Source organism: Rhizobium indicum (assembly GCF_005862305.2).
In the GTDB taxonomy this organism is placed as follows: Bacteria; Pseudomonadota; Alphaproteobacteria; order Rhizobiales; family Rhizobiaceae; genus Rhizobium; species Rhizobium indicum.
In genome coordinates, this window is record NZ_CP054025.1 from 116286 (window position 1) to 131108 (window position 14823).

Below are 14823 nucleotides of genomic sequence, written 5' to 3' on the forward strand. Positions count from 1 at the left end.
AAGAGAATTGCCGACCATCCTATCACGATTGCAGCGCCGTATCGCCCCAGTTCGAGACAGCCCAACGCGGATTATCCGCAACGTTGAGCACGCTGTCGCGCGCGACGGTGATGAAACCCCATTCCGCGACGTTGATCAGCGGCAGATCGGCTGCGACGAGCTGCTGGAACTTGCGATAGAGATCGGTGCGCGACGCCGTGTCGACGGTCTCGGAGGCCTGTTTGATGATCTTGTCGAGCTCCGGATTGACGTAGCCGCCCTGATTGGAGAAGGGCACGCCGGCTGGCGTCCCGGACTGGACGAGAATGGTGGTGGAGATCGCCGGATCACCGCGAAAGACCGGCGGACCGACGGCGAGATCGAAGTCGTGGTCGGTATAGACTGCCTTCTGGTGCGAAGCCGCATCGGCATTGACGATTTCCGCATTGATGCCGATCACCGCGAGCGCCTGGCGAAGGTAATCGCCGAACTGCCGGGTCTCGTTGAAATAGGGCGCGGGGCGCAGTTTCAGCGTAAAGCGGTTACCATCCGGTCCTTGCTTGTATCCTGCCTTGTCGAGAATGTCGTTGGCGGCCGCTGGGTCGAAGGCATAGGTCGCTACATCGGGTGTATAGAACTCCGGCGCATTCTTCGGCACCGGGCCGGTCGAGGCGGCGGCATAACCGAGGAAGATCGTGTCGACCACGAATTTCTTGTCGATCGCCTGCGCGATCGCCTGCCGCACCCTGAGGTCGGCAAGCTCCTTGCGGCGATGATTGATCTCGACGACGAGCTGGTAGGTCAAGGCCTCATAACCCTTGGAAATCACCTTGATGCCATCGACCTTGGAGATGCGGTCGAGATCGGCGAGCGGCACAGCCGAGAAGGCGGCAAGCTGGATTTCCTCGGCTTCGAGCGCCGAACCCGCTGCTTCGCGATCGGGCAGCACGCGGAAGATGATCTCGTCGAGTTTCGGCTGCTCCTTGTCCCAGTAATTCTCGTTGCGCGTCAGCCGGTAATATTCGCCGGGTTTGTGTTCGGCGAACTTGAAGGGACCGGTGCCGATCAGCGTGTTGTTGGCAGGGTTGGTGGCGATGTCGGTGCCGTCGAAAATGTGCTTGGCGACGACGCTAGTGACAACAGGCAGGGCGTTGCGGATCAGCTGGAACGGCGTCGGCTTGGAGAAGCGGAAGATGGCGGTGTAATCGTCGGGTGTATCGACGGCTTCGAGATTGGTGAAGACCAGGCGGCCAAGATTCTGCAGCGGCTTCCAGACGTTGAGCGCCGAGAAGGCGACATCGACCGAGGTAAACGGCTTGCCGTCATGCCAGGTGACGCCATCGCGCAGCTTGAAGGTGACGGAGAGGCCGTCATCCGAGCCCTCCCAGGAGGTGGCAAGCCGCGGCGAAAGCCCATCCTTGCCGTCGAACGACGCTTCGGCGAGCGGCTCGATCACCTTGCTTGCGACGAAGAAGACGCCGTTCGAGGCGACGATGGCGGGATTGAGGTTCTTCGGCTCAGAATCGGCCGCAACGATCAGCCGGCCGCCGCCGCCCGGGGTGGTCTGCGCGGTCTGCGCAAGCGCCTGCCGGGCGAGCGCCGTCGAGGCAAGCAGCAGGGCAGTGCCCTTCATCAGCGTGCGCCTGGAGATAGATGGTACGGTCATGACCCCTCCTGGTCGGTGAACAATTCGCCAGACTATATTCGAAGCGAAAAGATCATTGCGACGGATATTAGATTCAAATGCGCAAGCCGGGCGAGATATTTTTCTGCCCTGTGCGCAATTCGCCCGAGCAATCACTGCCGGTCAGCCGCCGGCGGCAAGCCTGACCGGTTCTCCCGCCAGATTACGATAGGCAGCACCCGGATGCGGCGCGACAAGCCGCGGCCCCGCTCCCCCAAGCTTTTCCCGCAACGTTCCCTTGGCGTAGTCGGTCTTGTAGACGCCGCGCTTTTGCAGTTCCGGCACCAGCAGATCGACGGCATCCTCGAAACTCTCGGGCGTCACGGCATAGGCGAGGTTGAAGCCATCCACATCGGTGTCCTCGATCCATTCCTGCATCAGATCGGCGACCGTCTGCGGCGAGCCGACGAAAACAGGGCCGAAACCGCCGATGCCGACCCAATCGGCCATTTCGCGCACCGTCCATTCCTTGGTGGGATCGATTGTCGTGAAGGTCTCGACAGCCGATTGCACTGCATTGGTATGGCGGTGGCGCAGCACCTCGTCCGGCCCGAACTGCCCGAAATCGATGCCGGTCCAGCCGGAGATCAGCGTCAGCGCACCCTCGAAGGAGGCGTATTTGCGGTATTCGTTGAACTTCCGCTGTGCTTCGGCATCGGTCTCGCCGAGGATCACGGTCTGCAGGTTGAAGGCAAGGATTTCGCGCGGGTTGCGGCCGACGCGTTCGGCCGCCTCGCGGACATTGGCGACGTAGCGCTTCAGCACGGCTTTCGATGGCGACGCGACGAAGATGCACTCGGCATGGGCGGCGGCGAAATCCTTGCCGCGGCTGGAAGCGCCGGCCTGGTAGAGCACCGGCGTGCGCTGCGGCGAGGGTTCGCTCAAGTGAATGCCGGGCACGTTGAAATGCTTGCCGGAATGGCGGATCGGGTGGACTTTTTCTGGATGGGTGAAGATGCCGGTTTCCCGGTCGCGGACGACCGCGCCGTCCTCCCAGCTTCCCTCCCAGAGCTTGTAGCAGACCTCGAGATATTCCTCGGCGAGGTCGTATCGGTCATCATGCTTCGTCTGCGCCGGCTGGCCGATATTGAGCGCGCCGCTGTTCAGGTAGGAGGTGACGATATTCCAGCCGACACGCCCTTTGGTCAGATGGTCGAGTGTCGAGATGCGGCGGGCGAAGGTGTAGGGATGCTCGAAGGAAAGCGACGCCGTCAGGCCGAAGCCGAGGTGCTCGGTCTCGTAGGCCATGGTGGGGATCAGCTGCAGCGGATCATTGACCGGCACCTGCGCCGAATGGCGAAGTGCAGCATCGACATTGCCGTTCAGCACATCGTAGACGCCGAGCACGTCGGCGATGAACAGCCCGTCGAACCTGCCTCGCTCCAGCGTCTTTGCCAGATGCACCCAGTAGTCGAGATCCTTGTAGGTTGAGGACTTGTCGCGCGGATGGCGCCAGAGCCCCGGCGACTGGTGTCCGACGCAATTCATGTCGAAGGCGTTCAGCCTGATTTCGCGGGTCATGTTTTCTTCCTTGGAATTAGGGATTGCTGCGGCCGAGGCCGTAGGTCAACGCCAACGCGCCGACGAGCACGGCGCCCTTGACGAAATCCTGTGTGTAATAAGGGGCGTTCAGCATGGTGAGGCCATTGAGCAGCACACCGACGAAGACGGCGCCGGCAATGGTGCCGAGCACGTTTGGGCGGCGCAGGTTGAAGACGGCAAAGCCGATCAACGCGGCAGCGACCGAATCCATCAGCAGCGAACCGCCGGAGGAAAGGTCGCCGCGCCCGACGCGGGCGGCGATGACAATGCCGCCGAGCGATGCCAGCGTGCCCGATAGGACATAGGCGAGCGTCTTCAGCCGCACCGTCGACGCGCCGGCAAGCCGGGTGGCGACCTCGTTGCCGCCGGTCGCAAACAGCAGCCGACCGATGCGGGTGCGCTCGGTGAGGATGAAGAGCCCGATGGCGACCGCCGCCATCAGCACGACGGAAACGGGCAGAGTGCCGAGGATGCTGTAGCGGCCGATCAGCAAAAAGGCCGGATCGTAGGCGCCAGCCGCCTTCGATCCGTCGGGCAGGGTGAGGCCGGCCGAAATCGACCGGCCGGCGGTCGGGATCAGTTGCAGGCCGGAAAGCAAAAACATCATCGCCAGCGTCGCCAGGAGATCCGGCACCTTCAAGCGGACGATGAGGAAGGCGTTGACGAGACCGACCAGAGCGCCGAAGGCGAGCACCAGCGGCACCGTCGCATAGGCATCAAGGCCCCAGACGATCATCGCGTAGCTCGCCGCCATCACGCTGGATGCGGCGACCGCGCCGATCGACAGGTCGAAACCGCCGACAGCCAGCGTGACGGTGACGCCGGCGCCGAGAATGGCGACGACGGACACCGCCTGCAGGATGCTCATCAGATTGGCGATATTGATGAAGGCGGGTTGGGCAATGGTGAAGCCGACGATGAGCAGCGCCAGCAGGATGAACACCGCGCCCGCCCGCAGGAACGCACCGAGGGCGGCGAGACGGCCGTTATCGGCTTGCGGCGATGCCCTCGGCCGGACGCTTGCCTGTGGAAGAGTGTCGTCGTCGATCGTCGTCATGCGGATATTCCCTGGATAGCGGAGGCAAGAGCGGCCCCGTCTGCCGCGGGCCTCAGCACGTGGCGGTCGATGACGAGGATGCGGTCGGCGACCTCATAGGCCTCCTCAGGATCGGAGGTCGCGATCAGCGTCGCCCGGTCGGTGCGGGCGCGGATTGCCCGGATGATGTCATGCCGGGCGCCGACGTCGACGCCCTGGAAAGGTTCGTCGAGCAGCAGCAGCCGGCTTGGTTCTGCCTCCCAGCGGGCGATCACCGCCTTCTGCTGGTTGCCGCCGGACAGCGACCAGACCGAGGCGAGCGGACCCGCGGCCTTGATGCCGAGACGGGTGATTGCCTGCTCGGCCTCGCGGCGCTCACGGCCGCCGACAAGGAAACCGTGCGGATACCATTTGCCAAGATGCGGCAGGCTGATCGTCGCCGACAGCGAATGGCCGGGCCATGCCGGTGGCATCAGCGAGGAACGATGACGGTCTTCGGCCGCCATCGCCACGCCTGATGCAATCGCTTCGGCCGGACCTTTCGGCCGGTAGGGCCGGCCACCGAGGAACATCGTGCCGCCGGCAAGCGCCGTCACCCCGAAGATCGCCTGGAGCAACCGGCTCTTGCCGGCGCCGAGCACACCGGTCACCGCCACCACCTCGCCCTCATGCAATGACAGATCGAAGGAGGCGGCCCCAGAGAGCAGACTGATATCGCGCATCTCGAAAATCACTGGTCCGGTCGCGGGCCGCGCATCCGGCCGGGCCGCATCCAGTCTGCGGCCGATCATCGTCTCGATGGCGCTCGAAAAATCGATCGGCCGCGCGAAGGTACCGACGACGCGGCCACCGCGCATGACGAGCGCGCGGTCGGCTATGGCTTCGAGATCGGCGGTGCGGTGCGAGATATAGAGGATCGCCAGTCCGCGCTTGCGAAGCCTCAGCAGAATATCGAAGAGGCGGCGGCTTTCCTCTCCGGAAAGGCTTGCCGTCGGCTCATCGAGGATGAGGAGGTCGGCGCGGTTGGCAAGCGCCCGGGCGATCGCCACCAGTTGCCGATCGGCGCTGGCGAGGTCGCCGAAATCACGGTCCAGCGGCAGGGTGAAGCCGGCGGCATCGAGCATTGTCTGGGCGGCACGGCGGATGCCGGCGCGCGAGACGAAGAAGGGTGTGCTGCGATCGGCAAATCGGTTGAGCAGCAGGGCATCGGCAACAGTCAGACCGGCCGCGCCGACGAGATCCGTCGACTGATGCACCGTGACGACACCGGCCCTTGCCGCTTCGGCCGGGCTACGCGGCGCAAAGGCGCGGCCATCGAGGCTGACCATGCCGCCATCGGCCGGAAGCACGCCGGAAAGAATCTTGACCAGCGTCGATTTGCCTGCGCCGTTTGCGCCCATCAGCGCCACGATCTCGCCGCGTTCCATAGAAAAATCAGCGCCGGAAAGCGCCCGCGTCGACCCGAAACTGCGGGTGATATTTTCAATGTGAAGAAGCGGCATCGATAAAGGTCCGGGACTGCAATCGAAGCCGGAGTGTGCCCTGTCCGGGCGGTCGAACTCCAGGCACGGCTTTCCCCGGCGAACTGCCCTCGGGAAACAAAGAATCTCCCACAGCCCATAAAATCGGATCATTTACTCTACTAAAAACATAGAGATTATATCTAATAATCCGACGCGTCGCAGGGGCTTCCAGACCTGTCAGACGACGCCCCCGATTTGCTAGAAGGAACGCGACGATGAAATCCCTCGCACGGCTCGCACTGTCTGCCGCCGTCATTCCGTTCATTTTCATTCAAGGCGCAAAAGCCGACGGTCTGTCCGGTGCTCCTGCCCCTTTCGACAAGGGCGGCGTCAAAGTAGCGCTGATCAGCTACATCTCGGCCGGCGATTTCTTCCAGGCCTACCAGGCAGGGGCTGAAGCCCAGGCCAAGGCGCTGGATATCGACCTGCGCATCTTCCCCGGCCGGCAGGATGCCGCCGAGCAGCGCGAACAGATCCTCCAGGCGATCAATCTCGGCGTCTCCGGCATCGTCATCGATCACGGCCTACCGGAATCGCTCGGCGACGTCGTGCAGCAGGCGCTCGACAAGGGCATCAAGGTCGTGGCCTTCGACGTCAACCTCAACAACCCCAAGATTCCGCAGGTGGAGCAGAGCGATCACGAACTCGCGTCACTGGCGCTCGAACAGGTGGTGAAGGACAACGGCAACAGCTTCAACGCCGGCTATGTCTATGTCGCGGGCTTTGCGCCGCTCGACCGCCGCAACGAGGTCTGGGACAAGTTCAAGTCGGACAATAAAGGCGTGATCGAAAAGGCTCGCTTCGGCAATGTCAGCGACACGACGGCGACTTCGACTGCCGATCAAGCGAAGGCCGTGCTCACTGCCAATCCCGATATATCGGTCATCTTCGCCCCCTATGACGAATTCGCCCGCGGCGTGAAGCTCGCCGCCAATGATCTCGGCATAGCAAGCAAGCTCAAGATCTATTCGGCCGATGTTTCGACGGCCGATATCCAGGAAATCACCGAGGAAGGCAGCCCTTGGGTCGCAACCGTCGCGACCAATCCTGCCGTCGTCGGCGCCGTCTCCATTCGCGCCGCCGCACTCAAAATCGCCGGGCAGACGGTTCCCCACCAAATTACCGTGAAGCCGACGCTTCTGACGCAGGAGAGCCTGCGTGCGGCCGGCGTCAAGACGATCGAGGAACTGGCCGAAAAGATCCCGGCCTTCAGCACGAGCGATGCGGCGACCGCCAGCTGGATCCCGGACAAGCTGTTCTGAGAGCTCGCACTTCGATCCTTCCGGCGGAAGCGTGCGGCTCCCGCCGGATCATCTTTTTGGAGAATTGGAGTTCCGCCCATGAGCCAATCCAATGTCATCTTCGCCGCCAGCCGCAACCCGACGCGCGAAGACCTCTTTGCCCGTGCCGAGGAGATCTCTGCCGACCTGTCGCGGCGTGCCGCAGACCTCGACCGCGAAGGCCGTCCGCCGCTCGCCGAGATCGTCAAATTGAAGAATGCCGGGCTGCTCAATGCGCTGCATCCCACGCAAATCGGCGGCGGCGGCCTCGATTGGGTCGACGGGCTGAAACTGGTGCGTATCCTCGCCCGCGGCGAAAGCTCGATCGGCCAGCTGCTCGGCTACCACTATGTTAACAGCCAGTACATCTATTGGGCGCTCGACCCCGCACGCGCCCATGCGCTGGGCAACGAGACGGTAGCGAAGAACCTCTATTGGGGCGCGGCGGTCAATCCGCGCGATCCCGGACTGGTGCTCACCCGTCGCGGCAACGGTTATGTGTTGAACGGACGCAAGTCCTTCTCCACGGCGGCGCGGGTCTCCGACTATATCAATGCCAATGCGGCGCTCGACGACAAGATCGCCGGCTTCGCCGTGCCGACCAATCGTCAAGGTTACGTCGCCAATGACGACTGGGACAATATAGGCCAGCGCCTGTCCGACAGCGGCAGCGTCGAATTTCATGATTTCCCCGTTTACGAGGAAGATTTCGTCGGCGCGCCGGCTGCACCCGATGTGGCGCCACCGGTGCTTTCGACCTTCAATACGCCGTTCATCCAGCTGGTCTTCGTCAACTTTTATCTCGGCACCGCGGAAGGCGCGCTGCAGGCGGCCGTCGATTACGTCCGCAACACGACCCGGCCATGGATCACCTCGGGTGTCGAGCGGGCGGCGGATGATCCTTATATCCTCGAACGCGTCGGCGAATTCACCGCCGCGCTGAAGGCCTCGGCGGCCCTTGCCGACAATGCGGCAGCCGCCGTGCAGGCGGGCCTTGCCCGCGGCCGCGACGTCACCGCGCGTGAGCGCGGCGAGGCAGCAGCGGAAGCCTATGCCGCCAAGGTCCACGCCACCCATGTCTCGCTCGACATCACCTCGCGCGTCTTCGAGCTGACGGGCGCGCGCTCGACGGCCGACAAATACCGTTTCGACCGGTTCTGGCGCAATGTCCGCACCCATACGCTGCACGATCCCGTCTTCTACAAGGCGAAGGAAGTCGGTGAATTCGTGCTGAACGACAAGATACCGGAGGTCAGCCTCTATAGCTGAGGCGGCCATCTTTCATCGAAAGCAAAAACCCCACTGCCGGCACCGGCGGTGGGGTTTTCGGTTGGAAGACGGGGAGATTTCAGAGCGCGCCGTTCTTCGGCGGCGTTACGCCGTTCAAATGGTAGTTGCCGACGACGTGATATTTCCAACGCACGGGATCGTGCAGCGTATGGGTGCGGGCATTGCGCCAGTGGCGGTCGAGGTTGAGGCCTGTTTGTACCGACGAGGTGCCGGCAAGCTCGAAAAGCGTGTTCGAGGCCTCGAGCGCCACTTCGGTCGTCAGCACCTTCGCCGCAGCAACGGCCAGCGTGGCCGCGATCACCTTTTCCTCCGTCGTCTCGACCTGTGCGGCATCGACCTTGTGCCCGGCGCGCTCCACGAGAGCTGTTGCAGCTTCCAGGCGGATGGCGATCTGGCCGACCTTGGCGATCGTCAGCGGATCGTCTGAGGCTCGCTCAAGGCCGCTGTCCATCCAGGGGCGCGATTTCGTCCTGACGAACTCCAGCGTTTCGGCAAAGGCCGCCCGTGCGATACCGAGATCGACGCCGGCATGGATGATCTGACCGACGGAGCCGATCGTCGTCGGCCGCTCGAAGCCCTTGTGATGGAAAACCACGGAATCGGCGCTGACATAGACATTGTCGAGGATCGTCGTGCCGCTGCCGGTGGTGCGCTGGCCGAAGCCGTCCCAGTCGTCGACGATCTCGACGCCTTCGGTGCCCTTCGGCACGAAGGCCATGGTCAGCCGATTCTCCGGATCGAGTGCGAAAATGGTGATCCAGTCGGCGAAGAGGACGCCGGTCGAATAGAATTTACGGCCGTTGATCCGATAACCCGGACCGTCGCGGGTGATGCGCGTATTGTAGTGGCCGACCGTCTTGGTGCCGCGCTCGGATAGCGCATTGCCGAAACGGTCGCCGGCCAGCACGCGGCCGAAGAAATAGCGCTGCTGCTCCTCGCTGCCGTCGGTCCTGAGCGCTTCGAGGATATAGAAATGGTTCTGCGGGATCTGGCCGATCGAACCGTCCGCCTCAGAGAGGATCGCGGTGATCTCGGCAAGCACGGCGTTGGAGACGTCGAGCCCGCCATATTGCGCCGGCACGGTGATCGCCAGAAGGCCGGACTGGGCGAGAAGATCGAGTTCGCCAAACGGCAGGATCCGGTCGGCGTCGCGCTCGGCGGCGCCTGCGGCAAATTGCGCCGCCAGCCTGCGGGCGGTGGCGATCGCCTCATCATCGCTGCCGATACGGTCGGCTACGGGCCGGATCTGATCTGCTTGCCTCAGCACGGTGTTCATCGATGTCTCCAATTCTGACGAGCCTATCGGTGAAAGAAATTAAGCGCCGACATAAGAGCACAAATTCTATAGATGCGATGGAAAATGAAAAGTGTTTGCTTATCGGCTTCTGGCTGCCGCGATTAGTGTCTCAGTCGGGCGGTTCTGCGAAAACGTGGCTGAAAAAGCGCCGAAATCGCTACCAGAAATTAGCGGAGCCGGCCTCGATTTGAATTCGTCGAGTTCCTACGTAACCGATATCCGATGCGTCGCTGCAGCGGCTTCAGACAGAACGCCCAATGCGGGGCAGGCGGCCGCCTTGCCCGATCCATGAGGAAAGTCATGACCCCACGGCAGTTGCGCCTCGGCGCCTTCATGCGTCCCGTCAGCCTGCATACCGGCGCCTGGCGCTATCCCGGTTCTTATCCCGACGCCAACTTCAATTTCGCCCATCTGAAGTCTTTCGCGCAGGCGTTGGAGCGGGCGAAATTCGACGCCTTCTTCATGGCCGATCATCTTGCCGTGCTCAACATGCCGGTCGAGGCGCTGAGGCGCAGCCACACTGTGACCTCCTTCGAGCCCTTCACGCTGCTCTCGGCGCTGGCAGCGGTGACGGAGCGTATCGGCCTTGTCGCCACCGCTTCCACCACTTTCGACGAGCCCTATCACATCGCCCGGCGTTTCGCCTCGCTCGATCATATCAGCGGCGGCCGCGCTGGCTGGAACATCGTCACGACGTCCAATCCCGACGCCGCGCTCAATTTCGGCCTCGACGAACATGTGGAGCATGGCGAGCGTTATCATCGCGCCCGGGAATTCTACGATGTCGTGACCGGGCTTTGGGACAGCTTCGCCGACGATGCTTTCATCCGCGACCGGGAAAGCGGCCTGTTCTTCGATCCGGAAAAGATGCATGTGCTGAACCACAAGGGCGAGGAACTGAGCGTGCGCGGGCCGCTCAATATCGCCCGGCCGCCGCAGGGCTGGCCTGTCATCGTCCAGGCCGGCCAGTCGGACCCCGGCCGCCAGCTTGCCGCTGAGACCGCCGAGATGGTCTTCTGTTCGCCGCGCGATCTTGCCGCGGGCAGGGCGCTCTATGCCGATATCAAAGGTCGCATGGAAGCCATCGGCCGCAACCGTGACCATCTAAAGATCCTGCCCGCCGCCTTTATCATCGTCGGCGACAGCATCGACGAGGCACGAGCCAAACGCGCCACGCTCGACAGTCTGGTGCATTACGACAGCGGCATCGCTTCGCTTTCGATCGCGCTCGGCCATGACGCGTCCGGCTTCGATCCCGACGCGCCGCTACCATCAGACATTCCCGACACCAATGCCAGCAAGACCGGCCGCGCCCAGGTGCTGAAGCTTGCCGCCGAAGAAAATCTGACGGTGCGGCAGCTGGCACAGCGCTACGGCGGTTATGCTGGCCTCGCCTTCGTCGGCACGCCGGCAAGCATCGCCGACGAGATGGAGCGGTGGCTGGAGGAGGAGGGTTCGGACGGCTTCAACGTCGTCTTCCCCTATCTGCCCCAGGGGCTCCTCGACGTCACCGAACGGCTGGTTCCCGAACTGCAGCGCCGCTGCCTGTTCCGTAGCGAATACGAAGGCACGACGCTGCGCGAACATCTCGGATTGCCGCGGCCGGAGAACCGGTTTTTTCCGGCCGGTGCGTAGGATGCTGCGGGCAGTCCCCGCGCGGCAAGACGATACAAGTAGCCTTCAGAATTCGACGGTCCTGTTGTCGAAGCCCAGCTGCGCGTGTTCCAATTCCCTCTCATCAACGGAGGGATCGCGCAATGCCTCAAACAGCGTCTTCGGCGTCCAGTTCATCTGAAATTCGGCATAGCTGACAAGGACATAGGCTGCTTCGCCGCGATCAGTGATCACCACCGGCCGCTCGCTCGCTTCCTTCTTCGCCTTGCTCGGATTCCGGTTGAAGGCTGCGCCGGTCATGAAGGACATTTTCATCGAAACCATCCACTCTCCATCAAGCCGGGACTATATCCAACCTGCCACCTTCAGACCATGGCCCCAACATCGAACGCATCGCTTTCGCCGGGCATCAGTTCGAGGGGCCAGACGATGTTGCGGCCCTCGTTCGGATAGAAATCTCGATAAGCCGGCATGTTGGCGAGAAGCATCCGGCCCAGATCGACGCCGAGATCGTAGAGCGAGATGCGGAAGCAGCTCAGCGACGGCTGCAGAAACCGTGCGCGCGGAGCGTCGCGGAAGCCGATCACCGCAAGGTCGCGGCCGGGCATGACGCCCGATTCCATCAGACGGCGATAAAGGCCGATCGCCATCAGCTCGTAGATCAGGATCACCGCCGTCGGCCGCTCTTCGAGCAGCAGCAGCTCATGAGCCGCCTGATAGCCGCCCTGTTCGCTCGACTTGACGCGGATGACGAGCGAGGGGTCGAAGGGAATATCGTGCCGCTCGAGCGCGCGGCAATAGCTTTCGATAAAGAGATAGCCGAGATTGGCCTCACTCGACGGCGCAGTGATCGCAATCCGGCGATGTCCCAGCGCGATCAACCGCTCGACGGCATGCTCGGCCACGCCCTCGAAATCGAGATCGATCCATGGAAAATTGCTGGCCGAAAGGCTACGGCCTAGCGCGACGAAGGGAATCTTCGCCCGCGACAGAAAGTCGATGCGCCGGTCGACGCGCTGCGTGTCCGAGATGATCATCGCATCGACGATGCGCCGCGCCACCATCCGCTTCAGATATTCGTGCGGGTCCTCGTCGCTCGGGCAGGGCAACATGATGAGGTCGAGCTTGTGGCGGGCAAAGACGCTCTGCAGGCCGCTGGTGACGCCGAGGAAGAAGTTGTCGGCATTCTCGACCGTCTCCTTGCTGGATTCGATCATCAACCCGATGACCTTCGTCTCTCCCTGCCTCAGGCTCCGCCCAGACTGGTTGGCGACGTAGCCGAGTTCCTCGGCCGCCGCCAGCACCCGCCGGCGGGTTTCCTCATTGACATCGGGCTTGCCGTTCAGCGCGCGGGAGACCGTGCCGATCGAGATATTCAAGTGTTCGGCAAGCTGGCGAATCCCCTTCATCGCTGACGATTTTCCCGGGAGCATGATGCCGAAAAGTGTGCGCGGTTTTCGGACGACATCATGCTCCGTTTCTATAATTCAGATCCGTCCGGATCTGGGCCCGTAATTTCCCATTTGGCGTCTATTGACACCGCAAAATGTTTCCGCATACAGTCGTAAACGTTTACGGAGTGCGTGTCACGAGGAGAGTTGGCACCGTTCCCCTGGAGGAAATCGTGAAATTCAGTGCCATTCTGTGCGGGTGCGGAGCTATGTCCAAAGGTTGGTTGCGAGCCATCGCTTCCAACCCTCTGCTGGCCGACTCCATCACCATTGTCGGCCTTGTCGACCTGAGCCGGGAGACGGCCGAAAAGCTTGCCACGGAGTTCGGCCTTGATGGCGCCGTCATCGGTTCGGACCTGTCCGACGTCATCGCCGCCACGAAGGCCGACCTGGTCTTCGACATCGTCATTCCGGCCGCGCGCTACGACGTCGTTTCCACCGCACTCAAGGCCGGCTGCCATGTGCTCAGCGAAAAGCCGATGGCGGCCTCGCTTGCCGAGGGCGCCGCGCTGATCGACCTTGCCGCCGAGACTGGCCGCATCCACGCCGTCATCCAGAACCGCCGCTTCATATCAGGCGTCAGGCGCTTGCGTCGCTTCGTCGACAGCGGCGCGATCGGCGAACTCACCGGCATCCATTGCGACTTCTTCCTGGCGCCGCATTTCGGCGGCTTCCGCGAAGAAATGGACAACGTCCTGCTTCTCGACATGGCGATCCACACTTTCGACGCGGCGCGCTACGTCGCCGACAGAAAGCCGCTTGCCGTCTATTGCGTCGAGCGCAATCCGAAGGGTTCGTGGTACCGGCACGGCGCTGCAGCCAACGCCATCTTCGAATTTTCCGACGACATCGTCTTCACCTACCGCGGCTCCTGGTGCGCTGAGGGCGAGCGGACTAGCTGGGAAAGCCAGTGGCGTCTCGTCGGCTCGAAGGGGATGCTCACCTGGGATGGCGAGGAGAGTTTCAAGGCGACTGTTGCCGGCGAAGAGCCCGGCCTTTTGCATGGTACCGCTGCCGTAAACGTTCCCGGTCCGGAACATGACGAGGAAACCCATGGCCACGCCAGCGTCATCGCCGACTTCATCGCGGCGATCGGCACCGGCAAACGGCCCGAGACGGTCAATTCCGACAATATCAGAAGCCTTGCCATGGTCTTCGGCGCGATCGAAAGCGCCAAGACGGGCAGGCGCGTCGAAATTTCAGCATAGGAAGACGTGACGTGAGCAACCCTGCAAAATCCATTCGAATCGGCACCATGGTCAGCGGCAACAAGGGCGATGCCGCTACCCGCATCGGCGAGATCGCCGGCATGGGCTTCGAAAGCTTCGAGCCCTTCTTCTGGCAGACGACCAAGGGCCAGGATCTTGCCGAACTCGGCAAGCGCTGCCTCGATGCGATCGGCGACCGCGACATCACCATCTCGACGCTCGGCATGTTCGGCAATCCGCTGGAAGAGACCGCAATCGACCTCGAGACGCTGGAGGGCTGGAAGCATTGTATCGACAATGCCCATCACTTCGGCGCCACCTGCGTTGCCGGCTTCACCGGCCGCATCCGCGGCAAGCCGCTGACAGACAGCCTGCCTCGCTACAAGCAGATCTGGAGCGAGCTTGCCAAGCGGGCGGCCGACAAGGGCGTCAAGATTGCTTTCGAGAATTGCGCCATGGACGGCAACTGGGCGACCGGCGACTGGAATATCGCGCATAATCCGGATGCCTGGGAACTGATGTTCAACGAGACGCCTGACGATAATATCGGGCTGGAGTGGGAGCCGTGCCATCAGATGGTCTATCTGATCGATCCTTTGCCGCAGATCCGCAAGTGGGCGCACAAATTCTTTCATGTCCACGGCAAGGATGCGACCATCCGCTGGGAGGTCATTAAGGAACACGGTATCTTCGGCAAGGAGAAGTTTGTCTTCATGCGCACGCCGGGCTTCGGCGACAGCAACTGGACCGACATCATTTCCGAGCTGCGCCTTGCCGGCTGGTCCGGCTCGATCGACATCGAAGGCTGGCATGACCCGGTCTATCGCGATGCGCTTGAGATGACTGGTCAGGTTCACGGGCTCAACTATCTGAAGACGTGCCGGGGTGGAGATTTCGTTGTTGACCCCTGATCGACCAC

12 protein-coding genes are annotated in these 14823 nt (G+C 62.5%); 5 read left to right on the forward strand and 7 right to left on the reverse strand.

Features of this window, described 5'->3' with window-relative positions:
* Positions 1-22: 22 nt before the first annotated feature.
* From FFM53_RS33900 to FFM53_RS33915, 4 genes are all read right to left on the reverse strand, one after another.
* Entirely contained in the window at positions 23-1645 is a 1623-nt protein-coding gene (locus FFM53_RS33900; RefSeq protein ID WP_138389952.1) for an ABC transporter substrate-binding protein, read from the reverse strand.
* Positions 1646-1786: 141 nt separating this feature from the next.
* The gene (locus tag FFM53_RS33905) at positions 1787-3184 is read right to left on the reverse strand and encodes an LLM class flavin-dependent oxidoreductase (protein WP_138389951.1); all 1398 of its coding nucleotides are present in this window, start codon (positions 3182-3184) and stop codon (positions 1787-1789) included.
* A 16-nt stretch (positions 3185-3200) separates the two neighbouring features.
* On the reverse strand, positions 3201-4262 hold the full coding sequence (locus FFM53_RS33910) for an ABC transporter permease (protein ID WP_138389950.1): 1062 nt from the start codon (positions 4260-4262) through the stop codon (positions 3201-3203).
* Positions 4259-5743, reverse strand: a complete 1485-nt coding sequence (locus FFM53_RS33915) for a sugar ABC transporter ATP-binding protein (RefSeq protein ID WP_138389949.1) — start codon at positions 5741-5743, stop codon at positions 4259-4261. The genes FFM53_RS33910 and FFM53_RS33915 overlap by 4 nt, the downstream gene beginning before the upstream one ends.
* A 236-nt stretch (positions 5744-5979) precedes the next feature.
* Here FFM53_RS33915 and FFM53_RS33920 point away from each other — a divergent pair, with 236 nt between their 5' ends.
* Positions 5980-7026, forward strand: a complete 1047-nt coding sequence (locus FFM53_RS33920) for a substrate-binding domain-containing protein (RefSeq protein ID WP_138389948.1) — start codon at positions 5980-5982, stop codon at positions 7024-7026.
* A 78-nt stretch (positions 7027-7104) separates the two neighbouring features.
* Positions 7105-8313: an acyl-CoA dehydrogenase family protein gene (locus tag FFM53_RS33925; protein WP_138389947.1), complete on the forward strand. Its 1209-nt coding sequence runs from the start codon at positions 7105-7107 to the stop codon at positions 8311-8313.
* 79 nt (positions 8314-8392) lie between these two features.
* Here FFM53_RS33925 and FFM53_RS33930 read toward each other — a convergent pair whose 3' ends face one another.
* Positions 8393-9610 carry an SfnB family sulfur acquisition oxidoreductase gene (locus tag FFM53_RS33930; protein ID WP_138389946.1) on the reverse strand — a complete coding sequence of 406 codons (1218 nt, stop codon included), beginning with the start codon at positions 9608-9610 and terminating at the stop codon, positions 8393-8395.
* A gap of 321 nt (positions 9611-9931) precedes the next feature.
* Between FFM53_RS33930 and FFM53_RS33935 the strand changes: the two genes are divergently transcribed.
* Positions 9932-11266 carry an LLM class flavin-dependent oxidoreductase gene (locus tag FFM53_RS33935; protein ID WP_138389945.1) on the forward strand — a complete coding sequence of 445 codons (1335 nt, stop codon included), beginning with the start codon at positions 9932-9934 and terminating at the stop codon, positions 11264-11266.
* A gap of 45 nt (positions 11267-11311) precedes the next feature.
* Here FFM53_RS33935 and FFM53_RS33940 read toward each other — a convergent pair whose 3' ends face one another.
* On the reverse strand, positions 11312-11569 hold the full coding sequence (locus FFM53_RS33940) for a type II toxin-antitoxin system Phd/YefM family antitoxin (protein ID WP_138389944.1): 258 nt from the start codon (positions 11567-11569) through the stop codon (positions 11312-11314).
* Positions 11570-11610: 41 nt separating this feature from the next.
* Positions 11611-12654 (reverse strand): substrate-binding domain-containing protein, encoded by a 1044-nt coding sequence (locus FFM53_RS33945; RefSeq protein WP_138389943.1) that lies wholly within the window; start codon positions 12652-12654, stop codon positions 11611-11613.
* Between the two features lie 215 nt (positions 12655-12869).
* On the opposite strand from FFM53_RS33945, the gene FFM53_RS33950 reads away from it, so the two are divergent.
* Both FFM53_RS33950 and FFM53_RS33955 read left to right on the forward strand, forming a co-directional pair.
* Positions 12870-13904 (forward strand): Gfo/Idh/MocA family protein, encoded by a 1035-nt coding sequence (locus tag FFM53_RS33950; protein WP_138389942.1) that lies wholly within the window; start codon positions 12870-12872, stop codon positions 13902-13904.
* A gap of 11 nt (positions 13905-13915) precedes the next feature.
* Positions 13916-14815 carry a sugar phosphate isomerase/epimerase family protein gene (locus FFM53_RS33955; protein WP_138389941.1) on the forward strand — a complete coding sequence of 300 codons (900 nt, stop codon included), beginning with the start codon at positions 13916-13918 and terminating at the stop codon, positions 14813-14815.
* Positions 14816-14823: the final 8 nt, after the last annotated feature.